Consider the following 21,199-nt stretch of genomic DNA (forward strand, 5'->3'; position numbering starts at 1 on the left):
TGTAATTACTTCTTACTTAAATCAGCAAAGTTTTTAAAGAAATATGGAATGGTTTCAATCCCTTTGAAATAATTGAATACACCATAATGTTCATTTGGTGAGTGAATCGCATCAGAATCCAAACCAAATCCCATTAATACTGAATCCAATCCCAATTCGGATTTGAACATGGCAACAATAGGAATACTTCCACCACTGCGAACCGGTACCGGTTTTTTTCCGAATGTTGTTTCCATGGCCATACTCGCTGCTTTATAGGCAACAGATGTGCTTGGCGTTACAACAGGTTCTCCGCCATGGTGTGGAGTCACTTTTACTTTTACTGATTTTGGTGCGATGCTTTCAAAATAGTTTTTGAAAAGGGTCATAATCTTATCGCTGTTTTGGTGAGGCACCAAACGCATCGAAATTTTTGCATAGGCTTTAGAAGCAATAACTGTTTTTGCTCCTTCACCTTGATAACCACCCCAGATACCATTTACGTCTAAAGTCGGACGAATAGAATTGCGTTCGTTGGTGCTGAATCCATCTTCTCCATGAATATCAGAAAGGTCTAATGCTTTTTTGTAAGCATCTAAACTGAAAGGTGCTTTAGCCATTTCAGCGCGCTCTTCAGCAGTTAATATTTCAACATCATCATAAAATCCGGGAATGGTAATGTGATTTTTATCATCCTTCATTTTTGCAATCATCTCACATAAAATGTTGATTGGATTTGCAACCGCTCCACCGTATAGTCCGGAATGTAAATCTCTGTTCGGACCTGTTACTTCCACTTCCACATAACTCAAACCACGCAATCCAACAGTGATAGAAGGGATGTCGTTCGCAATAATTCCGGTATCGGAAATTACAATCACATCTGCTTTTAATTTTTCTTTGTTTTGTTTTACAAATGTTGCCAAATTGCTGGAACCCACTTCTTCTTCTCCTTCAATCATAAATTTGATATTACAAGGAAGAGAATTGGTTTGCATCATCAATTCGAATGCTTTTACATGCATGTACATTTGTCCTTTATCATCACATGCACCGCGGGCGTAAATTTTTCCATCTTTAATCACCGGCTCAAATGGTCCGGATGTCCACAATTCAATAGGGTCTGCGGGTTGAACATCGTAATGACCATATACTAAAATGGTCGGTAAATTTTTATCAATAATTTTTTCTCCGTATACAATTGGATACCCTGCAGTTTCACAAATTTCAACTTTTTCTGCACCGGCAGCTACTAATTTTTCTTTAATCACAGCCGCAGTTTTTACTACATCGTCTTTATATTTTGGGTCGGCACTAACAGAAGGAATGCGCAATAATTCAAAAAGTTCATTTAAAAAACGGTCTTTGTTTTTTTCGATATACGAGTTAATGTTTGGATTTACCATGATTGTATAATTGTTTTTTTATTTTAGATTTTACTTCCGTCAGGTGTCTTCCAACAACCAACATTTCAGAAGCACAAATTTGGCAATTTATTATCGATTCGACCCTTTTTTATTGAAAAAATTATTCTGCTTTTTGTCAGCTTGAAAACTAAGTTGATTTCCGAATTGTTGGTTCTTGAAATCGTTGTATTGTATGCATTCTCTGGCTTTTCGGTGAAGTATTTCTCCCCATTCCAGAGGATTAAAATCGTTCAAAATGTAAGAATTAGTGAAAACAGGTTTTTTTTAGACTGTAAAAAGTGCGTAATTGAGGTGGAAATTTAATTTTGCCTTGCAACTTCTGAACTAAAATCCGCGTCTGATAATGAGTTGCAAGGAAGTAGATTGAGTTTTTTACTCCCAATTTTTCTTCGATGAACTCATAAAAAATGCAGTTAAATCGATAAAAAGTAACGACTTTTTTGGTATATTTGCTTGATATTCAGATGACAATAAGAACAACAATGAATTTTTCATTTTTACGTAAATCCTTTTTTCTTGTAAGCGTTGTTATTGCTTTTGTAAATAGCTTCTGTTATGGGCAATTAACCGTTAACAGTGGTGTAACGCCTACGTTTATGGTTCAAAACGTATTGATGAGTGGTGGTGGATTAACTGCCACCGGTATCACCTATACGGGAAGCCCAAATGCCAGAGGAACCTTTAATGGTAGCGCTTCTAACATTGGCTTTAATTCCGGAATTCTTTTAACCAGTGGGAACCTTACCAATGCAATTGGTCCGAACAATATGTCTGGCGCCTCTTTAGGAAATTTACTTCCCGGTGACCCTGATTTGAATATTATCATGTCGCCAACCTTGAGTTACGATGCCACCATTTTGGAATTTGATTTTGTTGCCACTTCCGATACCATCAAATTTAATTACGTGTTTGGCTCCGAAGAATACATGGAATTTGTGAGCACCACTCCCGGTGGTATCAATGATGGATTCGGGTTTTTTATCAGTGGTCCCGGAATTTCAGGTCCTTTCAGTGGTGGAGCACAAAACATTGCCATCATTCCCGGAACCTCTCTGCCAGTAACCATGTTTAATTTGAACTTGTATACAAATGCAGCTTATTATTTTGATAATGGTGATGGCTTTGGAACCGGCACTGCTCCGGATGGACTAACTATTCAATACGATGGGTTTACCGTTCCGTTAGAAGCTGTTGCTGCGGTGCAATGCGGACAAACGTATCACATCAAAATGGCGATTGCCGATGGGGGAGATGATATTTTAGATTCAGGCGTTTTTATTGAAGAGGGAAGCTTTGTAAGTACCGGAAATGTATTCATGTCGTCTTCCACCAGCTTTGGTGGTTTAGTAAGTGGTAACGATACCACTATTTACGAAGGTTGTGGATTTGCATCCGTTTTGTTCGACAGAGGAACAAACAACTTAGCCGTTGCCGATACATTTTATTTCACTTTGTCAGGTACCGCTACCAATGGTTTAGATTATACAAGTGTTAGCGATAGCATTTATTTTGCAGTCGGACAAGATTCTGCGTATGTCACCATCAACTCATTGCCCGATGGATTGATTGAAGGAACAGAAACCGTTATCCTTACTGTTTATGCAAGTACACCTTGTGGTAACGATACAGCAACTTTAACCTTGTTAATTATTGATTCTCCCCCGATAAGTGTCAGTTTGAATAACGATACCACTTTGTCTTGTCCGTTCTCTAATCTGCCACTCACGGCTGTCGCCAGCGGAGGAGTAGCAGTTGGAAGTTATACATATAGCTGGACAAATACCACGAGTACAACTTCTGCTGCGGTCGTCAATCCAACAATAACAACAACCTATGTTGTGACTGTAACGGACAGTTGTGGAAATGCAGCCAGTGATAGTGTCACAGTTACTATTATTCCTTACACACCTTTGCAATTAACCGTAAGTAATGATACCACCATTTGTGGCGGCAATAGTGTGTTGTTGGATGCAAATCCTTCTTTCGGATTACCTGATTATATTTATTCTTGGTCGCCTAGTGTTACCATCATCGATTCTGTAACTGTTACCCCTGCTGCCAGTACAACCTATACAGTAACTGTTACAGATGATTGCGGATTAACAATAACAGATACCATTGCAGTTACCGTATTTCCAATTCATGCAGATTTTGATTTCACTTTGGTTACCAATCAAAGTTTACAATTTAACAATCAATCCAGTGGAGCGATTTCCTATTTTTGGAATTTTGGTGATGGCTCCGAAGATTCTGTTTCTACTGATGTAAATCCTTCACACGATTATATCAACGATGGAACCTATACGGTGATGCTGATTGCAACGAATGTAGAAGGTTGCGCGGATACAGTATATCAAACCATTGTAGTGCTTCCGGATTTTTATTTTTATTTCCCGAATGCCTTTACTCCCAATGCAAATGGTAACAACGATTTGTTTATGGGCTATGGCGCAGGAATAAAAAAATACAACATGAAAATTTATGATCGTTGGGGTGAATTACTTTTTGAAACCAATGATTTGAATACCGGTTGGGATGGAACATACAAAGGGCAAAAGGCACCATCCGCTGTGTATGCAGTAATATTTGATTTAGAAGGATACCGTTACCAGATTGTAAGAAGAATAGGTAGTGTAACACTCGTCCGTTAATTATATAAAATAGAAAAGATGAAATCAATGATTAAGAAAATTGCAACCGCAGTAGCAAGTGTATTTATTTTAAACACTTCTGTTGCACAGTTAACTGTTAACGGAGGATTTACTCCTGCACAATTGGTAGATACATTGTTAGGAACGGGTGTTACTGCCAGTGGTATTACATATACCGGTGCAACCATCAGTAGAGGAACATTTAACGGAGCATTGTCTAACATTGGTTTTTCATCAGGCGTTTTATTGACCTGCGGTAATTTAACAAATGCAATTGGTCCAAATAATATGTCGGGCGCTTCTGTTGGAAATGGACTTCCCGGTGACCCTGATTTAAATATTATCATGGCTCCTACATTGAGTTTTGATGCAACGATTTTAGAGTTTGATTTCATTCCGACTTCAGATACAGTAAAATTTAATTATGTTTTTGCTTCCGAAGAATACATGGAGTATGTAAGTACAATCCCAGGTGGAATCAACGATGGTTTTGGATTTTTTATCAGTGGTCCGGGTATCTCTGGTCCGTTTAGTGGTGGAGCCCAAAACATTGCGCTTATTCCAGGCACAGCTTTGCCAGTTACAATGTTTAACTTAAACTTGACATCTTATGGAATGTATTATGTTGACAATGGTGATGGTTTTGGAACGGGAACAGCACCGGATGGTGCAACCGTGCAGTACGATGGATTCACTGTTCCACTTACCGCTATTTCTCCAGTGCAATGTGGAGAAACATATCATATTAAATTGGCGATTGGTGACGGTGGTGATGATATTTTGGATTCAGGTGTATTCTTAGAAGCGGGTAGTTTCAGCAGTCAAGGTGTTACCATCATTCCTGAAATCAGTTATGGCGGAACAAATGATTCTACCTTATATGAAGGTTGTGGTTTGGCTTGCATCTATTTTGTTAGAACTTCAAATCTTGCAAATGCAGATACTGTAAACTTAACGATAGGTGGTTCTGCAATCAATGGTGTGGATTACAATACCGGTGTTGTTGGTGTGCCATTGCCGAATCAATTGATTTTTGCAGCCGGACAAGATTCTATTTCTTATTGTATCAACGCAGTTTCAGATGCTGTATTAGAAGGATTGGATACCATTCAATTGTCGATTATTTTATCCGGTGCTTGCGGTGGAACAACCACTTATGCTACAGTTTATCTAAATGAATACACGCCTTTAAGTTTAACGGGATTGTCAGATACAACCTTCTGTAATTTGGGAGGAACGCTTACACTCAATGCAAATGTTACTGGTGGTGTTGAACCTTATACCTATTCGTGGAGCGGTGGATTAGCATCTACTCCAAGCAACACGGTTACGGTTACAACTACAACAACGTATACTGTTAGTGTAAATGATGCCTGCAATGGTGTGCCCGATCCAACTCCTTCTGTTTTGGATTCAGCCGTAGTTACCGTTGCAACATTTGCACCAATGGTGGTAAGTGCCGGTCCGGATATGTTGGTTTGTCCCGGTGATTTAATCGCAATCAATGCAACCATTACCGGAGGAGGTTCTCCATATACGTATAGCTGGACAACCATCACAGGTACTGATACGGTTACTTCTACAAATACTCCACTTACAAATATTATTGCAAACGGAAATGGAATTTATCAAATTACAATTACCGATATCTGCGGCAATGTTCAAACCGATCAAGTTGCAGTTGGTGTAGAAAGTTCTTGTGTATTAAATATTCCAAACGTGATTACTCCTGATGGAACGGGTCCTGCACTGAATGAATTGTTCTTTGTAGAAAATCTTGAAAAATTTCCGGGAAGCTCCTTGGCAATTTATAACCGCTGGGGAAATAAAGTTTTTGAAAGTGCTGATTATAAAAATGATTGGAACGGATCAAAATCAGTGGATGGTGTTTATTATTATGTGTTAACAGTGCCTGCAGCTGGAACAATATTGGCGAATGCAAATCCAAGCTCTTCATTTAAAACAACCAGCTCTGACGAAAGTAAAGTATTTGCAGGGTATTTTCACATTACACGCATGAAATAAATACACTCTTTTTTGTGAATTGTAATCATGAGATTGAAACGTTTTTTGATACTCTTTTTTTTCATGATGTTATCATTGAAAAATTTTTCTACCCACATTGTGGGTGGCGAAATTTACTATGATTACCTCGGAGGAGACAATTATCGGATTACGCTAAAAGTATATCGCGACTGTTACAATGGTGTTCCGCTTTTAGATGATCCTGCATGTATTTTTATTTTTAACAGTGCCGGTGTATTTATTGATAGCATTGAAATTCCTCGACCTCCAACCGTAATATTACCTACTACCATCAATAATCCTTGTTTTACACCACCTACCAATATTTGTGTGGAGGAAGGCATTTATCAAGGAGTGGTTAATCTCCCCAATATTCCCGGTGGCTATAACTTATCTTATCAGCGCTGTTGCAGAAACGGGACCATTTTAAATTTGGTATTGCCCGGTGATGTTGGTTCTACGTATATGGCGCACATTCCGGATAATAGTATTGCTCCAACAAACAGTAGTCCGCGGTATACCAATTTTCCTCCCATCTTTTTATGTGCAGGCGTGCCTTTGTTTTTTGATCACTCCGCAACCGATCCTGATGGCGATTCGTTGTATTACGAATTGTGTGACCCGTATACTGGTTTAGATCCAGTTTGTCCTTCGTTGGGTGCTGTCGGTGTTGCAGCGGGTTGTCCGGGAATTGCATCGCCTCCACCTTATGCGTTTGTTCCTTGGCAAGCACCCTACAATGCAACGTATCCGATGAGTGCTTCGCCTGCTTTGGCCATTGATCCGAATACTGGATTAATGACAGGAACTCCGAATATGGTTGGACAATGGGTGGTAGGAGTTTGTGTGAGTGAATACCGAAATGGAATTTTGGTTGATGTCAACAAACGCGATTTTCAATTCAATGTGGTTGTTTGTCCGGGTTTACCGGTTGCATCCATTCCTTTGCAAACCACATTTTGTTTTGGATACAATGTGAATTTTACTCAAGCAAGTTTAAATGCATTCACCTATCATTGGGATTTTGGTGATCCTACCACAACATTGGATACTTCTAATCTTTTAAATCCTACTTGGACTTACGCTGATTCAGGAACGTATCAAGTGATGTTGATTATTAATCCGGGAACAATGTGTGCCGATACGCAATCCACTACGTTTTATATTTATCCGTTGTTGGATCCTGTTTTTTCGCCACCGGCTGGTGAATGTATTTACGAAAACAGTTTTGATTTTACTGCCGGAGGAGCATACATGGGGAACGGAACCTTTACATGGAATTTTGGTGCAAATGCAAGTCCCACAACAAGCAATGCTCTAAACCCTACAAATATTATATACAATTCTGTTGGTACTTTTCCCGTCACTTTTACTGTCACAGAAAATGGTTGTACCGAAACATATACAAACAATGTGAATGTCTATCCAAAGCCAGTCGCTGATTATTCATTAGTAACAGCTCTCGCTTGTGAATTGCAACCTGTTCTGTTTATGGATGCTTCTGTTGGTGATACTCCTTTAAGTTATTATTGGGAGTTTGGTGATGGTGGAACAAGTAGCGTACAAAATCCATATCATATCTATCCTGCTGTTGGAGTGTATCCCACCAGTTTAATTGTTTCTACTTCTCATGGTTGTAAAGATACCTTTGCATTGCCTTCACCGGTTTCTGTATTCCCTTCACCGCAGGCTGGAGTTGATGCAACACCAACGGATACATCCATTTTTTATCCGGATGTGCAGGTGTTTGATTTAAGCAGCGGTGCAAGCGATTGCGATATTTATTGGGGGGATGGAACATTTAGTACCAACTGCGATACGATGCATACATATACTAAACCGGGAACATATACGATTATGCAAGTCGTTGTAAATGCATCCGGCTGTAAGGATACCGCATACATTGAAGTGATTATTCGTCCTGAATTTTTATTTTATATTCCAAATGCCTTTACGCCAAATGGAAATGGATTGAACGATGTGTTCAAACCCAAATTGCTGGGAGTACACAATTATTCATTTTTAATTTTCGATCGTTGGGGAGAAAAAATATTTGAAACAAGCAATGAGGAAGAAGGCTGGAATGGTTATTTTAAAGGCAGATTATGCACCAACGATGTATTTGTTTATAAAATTAACTTCCAAGATGATGTAGAAAACCTAGATCATCAGTATATTGGCAGAGTAACTTTGGTGAGGTAATCACGTACAAAAAGATAGTTCACATCCCCGTAACTTATTTATGTTGTAATATTGTATTTATAATACAGCATCGTTTATTGTATTGGGTATGAGATTTAAATTTATTCTAATCGTTTTCTTTTTTGTTTGTTGTTCCAATGTGAGTGTTGCCGATCACATTGTAGGAGGCGAAATATATTACGATAACCTGGGTGCCAACAACTACCGAATTACTTTAAAATTATACCGCGATTGTTTTTCTGCCGGAGCGCCTTATGATAGTGCTGCTACCATTTTTGTTTTTAACAGTGCAGGCACATTTATAGATAGCATCAATATTGTTTTTCCAGGCTCGATACAACTTCCTCCGATTATTAATAGTCCATGTTTTAGTCCTCCAACCAATGTATGTGTGGAAGAAGCCGTGTATCAAGGCATTGTTAATCTTCCCAGTATTCCGGGTGGCTATGATTTAGTATATCAACGTTGTTGCAGGAATGCAACTATATTAAATGTAATCTCTCCAAATTCTGTCGGGTCATCCTACGTGGTGCATATTCCCGACAATACCACCGCTCCGGGTAATAGCAGTCCGCGTTACAATTATTTTCCTCCGCTTTTTGTTTGTACCGACATCCCATTGTTTTTTGATCATTCAGCTGTTGATCCTGATGGTGATTCTTTGTATTATGAATTGTGTGATCCGTTTTCAGGTTTAGATGTGCTTTGTCCTAGCATCGGAGTGATTGCTCCTCCGGGATGTCCGGGGATTTCTTCTCCACCACCGTATGCATTTATTCCTTGGCAATCACCTTACAGTGGAACGTATCCAATGAGTGCGTCCACACCAATCTGGATTGATCCAACAACCGGTTTGTTAACCGGAACACCGGATATGATTGGTCAATGGGTAGTTGGTGTTTGTGTGAGTGAATTTCGCTAGGTGTTTTAATTGCAACGAATAAAAGAGATTTTCAATTTAACGTGGTCGATTGTTCTACCTTGGCAGTTGCTTCCATTCCTAATCAAACCACTTTTTGTTTTGGAACAACAGTAACGTTTACACAAACAAGTGTGAATGCAGTAAACTATCAATGGGATTTTGGTGATCAGTCTACCTTATCCGATACTTCAAGTTTGGTTGCTCCTACTTGGACCTACGCTGATACGGGAACTTATGTTGTTACATTAATAGTGAGTTCATCCTCCGGTTGTGCAGATACCGCAACTTCTGTTTTTCAAATTTATCCAGTAATTGATGCTACGTTTTCTCCTCCTCCAGGTGAATGTTTTAGTGTAAACAGTTTTGATTTTAGTGGAAGTGGAACATATTCTAGTAGTGCAACATTTTTATGGAACTTCGGACCGTATGGAACACCAACGAGCAGTGCAAGTTTGAATCCAACCAACATTGTTTTTAGTGCGACAGGTTTGGTGCCCATTTCATTTACAGTGAGTGAAAATGGATGTACGGTAACCGATACAAATTATGTTTCCATCTTTCAGGAGCCCAATGCCGGCTATTATTTGGAGTCGACAATTGCTTGCGATTTGCAGCCAGTACATTTTTTAAATACCTCTACTGTTTCTCCATTAACCTATCAATGGGATTTTGGTGATGGACAAACATCTACCTCAGAAAACCCGTATCATTTGTATCCATCGGTGGGTGTTTACTTAACAAATTTGATTGTTACCAATGCATTTGGTTGCAGTGATACGTTTTACTTGTCGGATATCGTTCAGGTTTTTCCTTCTCCTGTTGCAGGGTTTACGGTTTCTCCGCACGATACGTCCATCACACATCCGTTTGTAACAACAGTGGATACAAGTTTTGGTGCTACCAGTTGTACCATGTATTGGGGGGATGGAACGTCCTCAACGCCTTGTGATACGATGCATACGTATCCTGCTGTAAATTTATACAGTTTAATGCAAGTGGTACAGAATGATTATGGATGCACCGACACAGCCTATTCAGAAGTATTTATTTATCCTGGTTTTTTATTCTGGCTTCCAAATGCATTTACTCCGAATGGCGATGGAATGAACGATGTGTTTATGCCAAAATTATTTGGAGTATACGATTATGAGTTTTTAATCTTTGATCGATGGGGAGAAAAAATATTTGAAACAGACGACTTACAAGTGGGTTGGAATGGTTTTTATAAATCCAAATTGTGTGAACAAGATGTCTATGTTTACAAAATACGTTTCTTCGATGAGGTGGAACACCTCGAACATCAATACATTGGTAAGGTAACGTTAGTAAGATAGAGTTTCGAAAATCAAATTGACTTATTTCCAATTTTTCAAATCAACACATCTCCATCCATCTCTTTCGGAATGCCTACTCCTAATATTTTTAAGATAGTAGGAGCAATGTCTGCCAACTTTCCTTCCTGGATGTTTTTGTAATCGTTATCAATTAAAATGCAAGGAACAGGATTGGTTGTATGAGCCGTGTTAGGTGAACCATCCGGATTAATCATGTAATCAGAGTTGCCGTGGTCGGCAATGATGATGAACGAATATCCGGATTCAATTCCTGCTTCTACAATTCGTTTTGTGCAAGCATCTACCGTTTCAACAGCTTTTACTACTGCTTTGTAATCTCCTGTGTGACCAACCATATCTGCATTGGCGTAGTTTAAACAAATAAAATCGGTTTCGCCTTTTTTAATTTCTGGTAAGATGGCATTGGTTAGTTCAACAGCACTCATCTCCGGTTGTAAGTCATAGGTAGCTACTTTTGGTGAAGGCGCCATAATTCTTTTTTCACCAATAAATTCTTTTTCTCTCCCACCTGAAAAGAAAAATGTAACATGCGGGTATTTTTCTGTTTCTGCAATGCGTATTTGTTTCTTTCCTGCGCTTTCCAATACTTCACCCAAGGTGTTTACCAAATTGTCTTTATCATATAGGATGTGTACATTTTTAAATGTCGCATCGTAATTGGTCATTGTAACATAATAGAGTGGGAGGGTTTTCATTCCTTGCTCCGGCATGTCTTGTTGTGTAAGCACATGTGTAATTTCTCTGCAACGGTCGGTTCGGAAATTAAAACAAATTACTACGTCATTTTCTTTGATGTTCCCAATTGGATTTCCGGAAGCATCGGTACAAACAATAGGTTTAATAAATTCATCGGTTACATTTTCTGCATACGATGCTTCGATTGCTTGAATTGCATTTTGTGTTTTAGTTCCTTCGCCTTTTACTAATAAATCATAAGCCAGTTTTACACGCTCCCATCTTTTATCTCTATCCATAGCATAATATCTTCCTACAATACTTGCAATTTTGCCTGCGGAAGATTTTAAATGATTTTCCAGATTAGTCAAATAACCTAACCCACTTTTCGGATCTGTATCTCTTCCGTCTGTAAATGCATGAATGAATACGTTGCTTAATCCTTTGGCTTTTGCTAAGTCGCATAAATGATGTAAATGTCCTTGAGAGGAATGTACACCACCTTCTGAAACTAAACCGATAAAATGAATGGCTTTGTTTTCTTTTTTAGCATAGTCAAATGCTTTTACCAACTCTACATTTGTATCGATTGTTTTTTCGCGAACGGCTTTGTTGATGAGGGCGAAGTCTTGGTATACAATTCTCCCGGCACCTATGTTTAAATGTCCTACTTCAGAATTCCCCATTTGTCCATCGGGCAAACCAACGTTTTCACCGGACGTACGCAAGGTACTGTGCGGATATTTTTTGTAAAGACTGTCTACAAAAGGGGTGTTTGCATTTGCAATGGCATCAGATTTTGATCCATCACCAATTCCCCAACCATCTAAAATTATAAGTGCTACTTTTTTCATTTACTCCAACGAATTACTAACTTTTTACGAAATATACGAATTACGAATCTGTATGTTTGTTATTATACTTATTTGCTAGTTAGAACGTCATTGCGAGGTACGAAGCAATCTCTGTTTGATATTGACTGGTCAGCCCTTCGTGAGAGATTGCTTCGTGCCTCGCAATGACGCTCCTTAAGAAAGCTTATCGTCCTGCACCTAACCAAATGTCACCTCAAATACACTTCCTTTCGGAGCATTGTCTTTTACTGCAATAACTCCATTATGTTCCTCTACCAAATACTTTACGATAAATAATCCCAATCCTGTTCCTTTTGTTTTTCTTACTTCTTCATTTCCGACACGATAAAATTTTTGGAAAATACGTTCTTTCTCGGCATTGGAAATTCCTTCCCCTTCATCTGCTACACTCAAAATGATTTTTCCATTGGAAGATTTTAAACCTATTGTAATCGTTGAATTTGCTGGAGAATATTTCACCGCATTTTCAAACAAATTTAAAATGATTGAAGGAAAACTCGTTCGGTCAATCTTCATTTTAATATTCGGCTCAATGTTTAAGACTACTTTTTGTGAGTAGTTAAAGAGATTAATCGTTTGATTCATCCCTTCTGTAATGTATTCCGAAATATTGTATTCTTCTTTGTTGATAGCAAAAACACTGTTCTCAATTTTGGCAGCAACTAAAATATTTTCTACCAAGTTGTTTAATCGTTCGGTATCACTGATGGCATTCGCAAGAATTTCTTTTTGTTTGGTTCTATCCAATTCGTGTTTTTGAAGCGTTTGCAATTGCAGTTTGGTAGAGGCAATGGGCGATTTTAATTCGTGAGTAACGGATAATAAAAAATTCTTTTGCTGTTGTGCTAATGCCGTTTCTTTCTTTAATGTTTTTCTAATTTGATATCCACCGAGTAATAATAGAAAAACAAAAACCGCCCCTTCGCTAGAAATCATCAACCAGCGTTTATGTAATTTTTCGTTGAGCTCATTTCCCTTTTGAATGACTTCTTCCAGTGTTTCACCTTTCAGGAGGTTTACTTCTGTTTTTAAACGAATGTTTTCGGTGTTGAGTTGAAACATGGAATAGGTCCACCACGAAAATTGCAGAAATACATAAACTAACAAGATGTAAAACCAAAACAAGGGTTTTGATTTTTTAGGTGACGAATTCATACTGCAAAGGTAAGAAAAAAGTGCTAAAAGTCGATACCATTCCACTGCACATTGGTACGTCATTGCGAGGAACGAAGCAATCTCTGCTCAATGATGCTCAGAAAGCATAATCTATAACGGTAGAACTCTACTTAGGTTCACTCAATTCGCTTCAAGTTAATTTCCTTAGATGGAGTAATGATCAAAGGAACGGTTTCAACTGTTACGGAGCTGGTATCCAATCCGAATGCTCTGCCTTCTGATAAACTCAATCGTTTTAAAACGGAGTGGATATCGAGAATGATTTTTTCATGAATTGGTAATTCGTTTTCGTAAGAAATAAATTTTTCAATAACAATAAATCTAAAGTCGCCAATGATGTTGTTTTTGTTTAAGGATTTGTAACGGCTCGTAATATCAACTTCATTGTTTTTCACCATATCTTCTACCACTTTTCTGAACATTAAATTGATGCGTGGTGCAACTCTGAATCCTAATCGGAAATCAATACGAATCACATCATCGTGAATAAATTCACACACTTTGTATTCCATGCAATACGGTTCATCTACCACATCTACATGTACAAACCAATAGATATCCGCACGCTTTGGTTGCTTCTGCATAATGGAATACATAATTTTGGATTCAATTTCTTCTCTGCTGTTGGCGCTGGTTAAATACACCAGATGTGTTGCATATTTCGGAACACTTAAGTCTCTGCTTAAATCTTCCAACACTGGAAGATATTCTGAAAGTTTCACAAATTCTGTATAGCGGTTTCTGATTTTGCGAGCATAAAACCAGGCCATCATCACTAGAATTAATCCACCGGCAATTAACAAGGTGATCCATCCACCATGTGTAAACTTGTTTAAGTTTGCAATTAAGAAAGCACTTTCAATGGTTAAGTAAACCGCTAATAAAACCCCAATGAAAATTTTATTGTAACGTTTGATGATTAAGTAGTAAGTCAACAACGTGGTGGTCATAATCATTGTTAATACAATAGCTAAACCATACGCAGCTTCCATTCCGGATGATTCTTTGAAGTATAAAACAATGCCGATACAACCTGCTAACAATAACCAGTTGAGCGATGGAATGTAAAGTTGTCCTTTTAAATCAGTCGGATATTTGATCCGAACTTTCGGCCAAAAATTTAAACGAATGGCTTCATTGATTAAGGTGAATGAGCCACTGATTAATGCCTGACTTGCTACAATCGTTGCCACGGTTGAAATTGCAATTCCTACTGGAACAAACCATTCCGGCATGATGCTATAAAATGGATTGCTTTCCAATTTATGACCTTCTTGTGAAATTAACCATGCACCTTGTCCGAAATAATTTAACAGCAAGGCGATTTTTACAAAGATCCATGCTGCACGAATGTTCTTTTTACCGCAATGTCCCAAATCGGAATAAAGTGCTTCGGCACCTGTTGTACATAGGAAAACAGCGCCTAACACTAAGAATCCTTCTGGGTGTTGAAATAATAATTTATAGGCGTAGTAGGGATTTACTGCGCTTAATACGCTCATGTTCGTTGTAACCTGTGCAATTCCTAATACGGTTAACATCGAAAACCAAATGAGCATTGCAGGTCCGAAAAATCGACCGATAAATTTTGTTCCGAATTGTTGAATTGAAAACAAGATGATAAGGATGATGAGGATGATTGGAATCGTATTAATCTCCGGATCCAATGTTCGCAAACCTTCGATGGCAGATGCAACAGAAATTGGTGGGGTAATAATTCCATCCGCAAGCAAGGTGCTTCCACCGATGATTGCAGGAAACATCAACCATTTTATTTTCGCTTTTTTAACGAGTGCATACAATGCAAAAATTCCACCTTCACCATTGTTGTCGGCACGCAACGTTAAAATCACATATTTTACAGTTGTTTGTAATGTAAGCGTCCAGAAAATGCAGGACAATCCACCCAGAATGGTGTCAGCATGAATAACGTTGCCTTCACCAACAATTGCTTTTAAAACGTAAAGTGGAGAAGTCCCGATATCACCGAAAATAATTCCAAGGGTGATTAATGCGCCTGCAGCAGAAAGTTTTTTTAAATTGAGAGTTGACATAATCTATAGTGGTATTTCGTTTAAAAAGTTTCTATTCAAAGTAAAGGTGAAGGTGCTACCTTTTCCAACGGTACTCTCCGCCCAAATTTTTCCACCTTGCGCTTCAATAAACTGTTTGCTGATGGCGAGCCCGAGTCCGGTCCCCGGCTTGCTTCCCGGAACTTGAAAGTAGCGGTCAAAAATTTTATTTAGGTATTGATGTTCAATTCCATTTCCGAAATCCTGAACTGAAAATTCAACGGTATGTTCATGTGTTGCAATCCGAATACTGATTTTATTTTTTTCGGGCGAATAACGGATAGCATTTGAAAGTAAATTTACCATCACCCAAGTTGTTTTTTCAAGGTCGGCATCCACCAATGGCAATTGTTCATCACAGTTGAGTTCGAGTGCAATCTCTTTGTGTTCGGCTTGTACATGTGTTGCTTCAATAGCATAATCAACAATTTGTCGAGGCTCCGAAGGATGTACATTCAATTGAATTTTCCCGGATTCCATTTGTGCCATGTTCAAAACTTCGGTTGTGATTTTTATCACACGCAATGTGTCTTCTTTGATGTTTTGTACAAGTTGTTTTTGCTCCTCGTTCAAACTTCCAATTCGGGAATCTTCCAGTAGTTTGGTACTTAATTTAATGGAAGCGATGGGTGTTTTTATCTCATGCGAAACGGTTGCAATAAAATTTGTTTTATCTCTATCGCGTTTTAAAATGGGCAAAGCAATGTAGGATGGGAACTTTGCAATAAATAAAAGTGCTAAAATTAAAAACAAAGCACCGCTGATGAGGAGATATACAAATGCATTGTGAGCGGTTTCCTGCGCCAATGCATTTCGTTTTTCAACAGCATCCATATTCAAATCCATAATTTGATGCAACAGGTGGTTAGTAGAAACAATACTTTCCTGAATGTCTTGTTTGTTTTTAATTTTAGTAATAAAAAAAGAAAGAGAGTCGGTGAGTGTTTTTTCTCCTTGTTCTGTTATGTTGGTGTGTTGACGATTTAGGATTGTTTCAAATTCGGCAGTACTTATTTTTCCAGTATCGGTGCTAATGGTCGAAAGTTCCTTCAGCATGTCTTTTGCGTATACAATACTGTTGTAGTTATTGGTCAAAATCGCATTGGAGTCGTCTGCCAATTTTTTTGTGCTATAAGCCGATATTCCTGTAATCACTATGGATAAGGTGAATAGGAAAAGTAATCCGGCTTCTATTTTACGTTTTACATTCATGAGTACTGTTTTTAGATTCTAAATAGAACTGCAAAAATAATTCTGTTTTCTGTTTTTACTAAATCGGGAATCCAACTTGGTGTTAAAGGAGTGGTGGTATATCCGCTGGGCGAAGTTACTCCACCTTGTCCTGCAAAATACGGAACACTTGATTCTCTATGAACATATTCAAATCGGAAAGCGATGCTTTGGTTGGGCATCCATTCGATATTGGTTGAGCAGTCCCATCCATTAAACTGATCACCGGGAGCAGCACTGTAGGGATGTGTTCCGGCTGTGACAGTCGGGTTGGTAGTACTGGGCAGCGGACTTGCATCACCGGTGGGATACAATACAAGATATCTTCCTGGATTGGTCATGATTCCACCTCCGAAGGTCCACGCAAATTTATTTTTATAAAACCAAATACGGTTGTAAAACATTCCACTGGCAAAAAATTGTGCAGGTCCTTGTAGCGAATCGCCATCTTTAAATCCGTTTACTCCAGCACCTTTTTCAAAACCAACATCCCCCGTTAATGAAAATGCCATTCGACTGATTCCTTTGGAAGTTTTTCTGTTGAAGTAGCGAACCAATAGACTGTTGTCGGAATGAAAACGTTTTCTACCCGGTAGTCCAGCTGCATCACTTCCATAGTAATCATTGGTTAAAAGTTTTATGTTTTCGTTGGGGCACCAGGTGATATTTCCTCCCAGGCCGGGCATCTCATTAAACATTCCATAGCTCTGCCAGCCGTTGATGGCCCATAATTCCATCTTTAATGTTTTAGATGGAAAGAGTTGCACACGCATACCATTAAAAAACCAAGGAGTATTGTCGGAGGTGAAGGACGCTTGGTATTCCCAGTTCTCTACCTGATAATAGGAGTTGAGTCCGATGTACGACATAAACATTCCGAAATCGACATTGATGCCATGCATTTTATTAAAGTGATAACCGGCATAGGCTTCACTTAAATAGCGATACACGTTTGCCAATTCGTATTGTCCACGGAAAGCGCTGTAATCGTTGCGAGGGATAACGGTGGAGCGTGTTCCGAACTGTGTCATGATTCTTCCGCGGGCACCATTATAATAAAAGTCTCCACCGATATTTAAACTCGATACTTGCATTTCGTTGTTTCTAGCCAAGGCGGTAGAACCAACAACGGTATGGTCAATTGGGTTCGCAAATGAGTAAGTGTAGTTGGCATCCAGCAATACACTCCCTGTAAAATACTTGGTTTGCAAAACAGCCGAATCTCTTCTGTCGCTTCCATTTTGCCATGTTTGATCTTGTCCTTCAAAAGGAATTTGCGATTTGATGGAATCTTTTTGAGCAACAGTTATGGTTGTTAAAAAGAGGAGTGAAGTAATTATAAAATGGTGTTTCATTGTTTTTAAATTTTGTTTATCACCTTCATTGCTTCAAGTTTCTTCAAAAGTGCAGAAGTCACAATGACGTTCTGAACAATGCATCGTCTTAGAGTACATGCCAAAACTTAATCCAAATATGGAATCGCTTGATTATAAACACAATGATAAGTATCACAGGAATTAGAACCCTTTCAAAATGGAAGGGTTTTTTCAAAATGGAAGGGTTTTCTATTTTTCGATGTGGTATTCGTCCATCTTTCTGTAAAGCGTGGTGAGTCCAATCCCTAAAAGTTCTGCTGCCTTGGTTTTATTTCCTTTGCACTGTTGCAGTATTTTATGGATATGAATTTTTTCCAAACTTTCAAGAGAAGTATCCGAAAGGCAAAGGTCGCTCGACATGATTTCGGAGGAAGTAAATCGGCAGTAAGCGTTTCTGTTTCGCTGAGGATGATGGCGCGTTCAATCATGTTTTTTAATTCACGGATATTTCCGCGCCATTCGTAATTTTTTAAATGTTGTAAAAACGCTTTGTCCATGGAGGTGATGCGTTTTTTTATTTTTCCGGAATACACCGTTAAAAAATAGTTGGCCAGTTCTTCAATATCTTCTTTGCGTGAACGCAAGGAGGGGATATTGATTTTGAAGGTAGATAAGCGGTAATATAAATCGGAGCGGAAATGTTCTTGCTCACTTTCTTTTTTTAAATCTCTGTTAGTGGCAGCTATAATGCGCACATTTACTTTGGTTGGTTTGGAGTCGCCAACTTTAATAAATGATTGTGTTTCCAAAACCCGCAATAATTTTGCTTGTAAGTCGAGGTTCATTTCACCCATCTCATCTAAAAACAGCGTTCCTTCGTGTGCTTCTTCAAACAATCCTTTTTTATCGTTTGTTGCACCGGTGAAAGCCCCTTTTTTATGACCGAACAATTCACTTTCTAATAAATCTTTCGGAAAGGCACTGCAATTAACGGCAACAAATGCTTTTGATTTTCTGTTGCTGGCATTGTGAATGGCTTGCGCAAACAATTCTTTCCCAACTCCGGTTTCACCTTCCAGCAAAACGGTTGAATCGGTAGGAGCTACCTTTTGCGCCATCTTAATGGTGTCGGCAATACTTTTGGAGGATCCTAAAATAATATCGAAACTGAATTTTGTTTCTAATTTATTTTCGAGTTCAAAAATGCGCTTTTGTAATTTTACTTTTTCAATAGCGCGATTGATGGCCGGAATAATTTGTTCGTTATCGTCTCCCTTCGTGAAATAATCAAAGGCCCCCAGTTTCATTGCTTTTACACCATCGTGAATCGTTCCGAAAGCGGTCATCACAATCACTTCACAAAAAGGGTATTTGTTTTTTATTTTGGAGAGTAAATCAATGCCATTATCATCGGGTAATTTTACATCGGTGATGATGAGGTCAATGTTTTTTTCATGTTCCAACAATTCCAATCCATGTTTTGCAGTAGAGGATTGGTATACTTTATAGTCTTCCAGTTCGATGATACGGGAAAGTAAGGCACGAAGTTTTTCTTCGTCATCAATAATGAGTATATGCCCTTTGGTTGTCATGTATTACACAAAGGTATAGAAAAAGCTGCAATGCAAGTGAGGCATTTTGATGGATGTATAGTCGTATTTCTTAGTGAAATTGCAGTTTTTTTCGTACCTTTACCAGAATGAGAAGTATTAGGACTATAGCTGTTATCGTTTGTGCCTTGTTGGTGTTTTTTACATCAACCGGAACGAAGATTACACCCCAGTCTTTCGCTGTTGCAGAAGTAAATCAGCCAATGGCATCCTTGGATGTGGATCCTGCTTCAGAACAGGAACAGTCGCTTACAGCCATTAAGGAGTTAAGCGGATGTATCATTAAAGGCAATGAAGGCCGTAACTTTGGTTTTCAGAATCAGCATTCGTTCAAAAAGCATTTAACCACCAATTTAGCACGTGTTTCTTCTCAAAGTTTAAGTGTATTTTACCCCGTTTATTGTCAAAGCTTAACCAACAGCTTTAACAGTTCTCCTTTTTACATTGCCTACCATCGTTTAATAATATGATTTTTTCGTTCTCGGAATTTACACACGACTTCATCGAAGTGGTGTGATTGTTTTATTATGGCCATTCCGGTCGAGTATCAATTATTAAAAAATGTATATATGGAAAATCAAGAAAACGAATCCAGCGGAAAGTCGCGATTCATGCAAGGAGGAGGATTTATCCTTCTGATTATTGTTGTAACCATTGTGTTATTAGTAGGAATTAAAGCCTTATTTGGTTTATAAAAAGGAAAGATATGAATCCACTTCTTCAACAAATCATAATCAATCGGGCGAAACAATCGAACAAAGCTGGTCAACGGAAGGAAGTTAGTACTTACGATATCGCAAAGGAGTTTTACAAACTCAAAGTAACCGCAATCCATTTTATAAAGGATGCATTTTTAATTTTGGTCGGAATTTTGGCTGCAGGGTTTGGCTTGGAAGGGTTTTTATTGCCCAACTCCTTTATTGATGGCGGTGTAACAGGTATTTCCTTGTTAACTGCCGAAGTCACAAAGTATCCCTTACCGATTTTGATTATTGTCATTAATATTCCCTTTATTATTTTGGGTTATCACCAAATCGGGAAGCAATTTGCCATTAAAAGTGTGATTGCGATTATCGGTTTAGCGTTGGCAATTACGTTTATTCGCTACCCGGTAATCACATCAGATAAATTATTAATTTCGGTATTCGGAGGATTTTTTCTGGGTGCAGGAATTGGTTTTGCTATCAGAGGTGGTGGGGTTTTGGATGGTACGGAAATATTGGCGATTTACTTGAGTAAGCGCACAGGGCTTACATTGGGCGATGTTATTTTAGTGTTTAACATCTTCATTTTTTCTGTTGCTGCTTATGTCTTGTCGATTGAAACGGCTTTATACTCCATTTTGGCGTATCTGGCAGCATCCAAAACGGTTGATTTTGTAATTGAAGGAGTGGAGGAATATACGGGAGTCACCATTGTTTCAGCACATTGTGAAGAAGTAAGGTTGATGATTACCGAAAAGATGGGGCGTGGTGTCACCATCTATACCGGTAAGCGGGGTTTTGGAAAACGGGGTGAAAACCGGGGCGACATGGATATTGTGTATACCGTGATTACCCGCTTGGAAATTGGGAAACTGCAAACGGAAGTTGAAAAATTGACCCGAATGCATTTATTGTAATGAATACTGTAAAAGATACGAAGGGCGGAATGATAAAAAAGCGACCTTTGCACTAATAACGTT

At 38.5% G+C, this 21,199-nt stretch carries 12 protein-coding genes and 2 pseudogenes; 7 read left to right on the forward strand and 7 right to left on the reverse strand.

Features of this window, described 5'->3' with window-relative positions:
• Positions 1–5 precede the first annotated feature (5 nt).
• Entirely contained in the window at positions 6–1,385 is a 1,380-nt protein-coding gene (locus IPP64_02075) for a dipeptidase (GenBank protein ID MBL0328221.1), read from the reverse strand.
• Between the two features lie 503 nt (positions 1,386–1,888).
• Here IPP64_02075 and IPP64_02080 point away from each other — a divergent pair.
• The 5 genes from IPP64_02080 to IPP64_02100 all read left to right on the forward strand — a co-directional run bounded on the left by IPP64_02080 (position 1,889) and on the right by IPP64_02100 (position 10,540).
• Entirely contained in the window at positions 1,889–4,057 is a 2,169-nt protein-coding gene (locus IPP64_02080; protein MBL0328222.1) for a choice-of-anchor L domain-containing protein, read from the forward strand.
• Positions 4,058–4,075: 18 nt separating this feature from the next.
• The gene (locus IPP64_02085; GenBank protein MBL0328223.1) at positions 4,076–6,082 is read left to right on the forward strand and encodes a choice-of-anchor L domain-containing protein; all 2,007 of its coding nucleotides are present in this window, start codon (positions 4,076–4,078) and stop codon (positions 6,080–6,082) included.
• Positions 6,083–6,157: 75 nt separating this feature from the next.
• Complete coding sequence (locus tag IPP64_02090) at positions 6,158–8,284, forward strand: PKD domain-containing protein (protein ID MBL0328224.1); 2,127 nt, start codon at positions 6,158–6,160, stop codon at positions 8,282–8,284.
• Between the two features lie 88 nt (positions 8,285–8,372).
• Positions 8,373–9,206 carry a hypothetical protein gene (locus IPP64_02095; GenBank protein ID MBL0328225.1) on the forward strand — a complete coding sequence of 278 codons (834 nt, stop codon included), beginning with the start codon at positions 8,373–8,375 and terminating at the stop codon, positions 9,204–9,206.
• A 41-nt stretch (positions 9,207–9,247) separates the two neighbouring features.
• On the forward strand, positions 9,248–10,540 hold the full coding sequence (locus tag IPP64_02100) for a PKD domain-containing protein (protein ID MBL0328226.1): 1,293 nt from the start codon (positions 9,248–9,250) through the stop codon (positions 10,538–10,540).
• Positions 10,541–10,575: 35 nt separating this feature from the next.
• On the opposite strand, the gene IPP64_02105 is transcribed toward IPP64_02100, so the two are convergent.
• From IPP64_02105 to IPP64_02130, 6 genes and pseudogenes are all read right to left on the reverse strand, one after another.
• Entirely contained in the window at positions 10,576–12,090 is a 1,515-nt protein-coding gene (locus IPP64_02105) for a 2,3-bisphosphoglycerate-independent phosphoglycerate mutase (GenBank protein ID MBL0328227.1), read from the reverse strand.
• Between the two features lie 198 nt (positions 12,091–12,288).
• Positions 12,289–13,266: a two-component sensor histidine kinase gene (locus tag IPP64_02110; GenBank protein ID MBL0328228.1), complete on the reverse strand. Its 978-nt coding sequence runs from the start codon at positions 13,264–13,266 to the stop codon at positions 12,289–12,291.
• A gap of 137 nt (positions 13,267–13,403) precedes the next feature.
• Positions 13,404–15,341 (reverse strand): KUP/HAK/KT family potassium transporter, encoded by a 1,938-nt coding sequence (locus IPP64_02115; protein MBL0328229.1) that lies wholly within the window; start codon positions 15,339–15,341, stop codon positions 13,404–13,406.
• Between the two features lie 3 nt (positions 15,342–15,344).
• Entirely contained in the window at positions 15,345–16,571 is a 1,227-nt protein-coding gene (locus IPP64_02120; protein MBL0328230.1) for a hypothetical protein, read from the reverse strand.
• An 11-nt stretch (positions 16,572–16,582) separates the two neighbouring features.
• Entirely contained in the window at positions 16,583–17,944 is a 1,362-nt protein-coding gene (locus IPP64_02125; GenBank protein MBL0328231.1) for a porin, read from the reverse strand.
• Positions 17,945–18,154: 210 nt separating this feature from the next.
• Positions 18,155–19,497: pseudogene (locus IPP64_02130) on the reverse strand (sigma-54-dependent Fis family transcriptional regulator).
• A gap of 107 nt (positions 19,498–19,604) precedes the next feature.
• On the opposite strand from IPP64_02130, the gene IPP64_02135 reads away from it, so the two are divergent.
• Together IPP64_02135 and IPP64_02140 are read left to right on the forward strand one after the other, a co-directional pair.
• Positions 19,605–19,985, forward strand: a complete 381-nt coding sequence (locus IPP64_02135; GenBank protein MBL0328232.1) for a hypothetical protein — start codon at positions 19,605–19,607, stop codon at positions 19,983–19,985.
• Between the two features lie 236 nt (positions 19,986–20,221).
• A pseudogene (locus IPP64_02140) lies at positions 20,222–21,192 on the forward strand (YitT family protein).
• Positions 21,193–21,199: the final 7 nt, after the last annotated feature.

The organism is Bacteroidota bacterium (assembly GCA_016722565.1).
Taxonomy (GTDB): Bacteria; Bacteroidota; Bacteroidia; order 2-12-FULL-35-15; family 2-12-FULL-35-15; genus 2-12-FULL-35-15.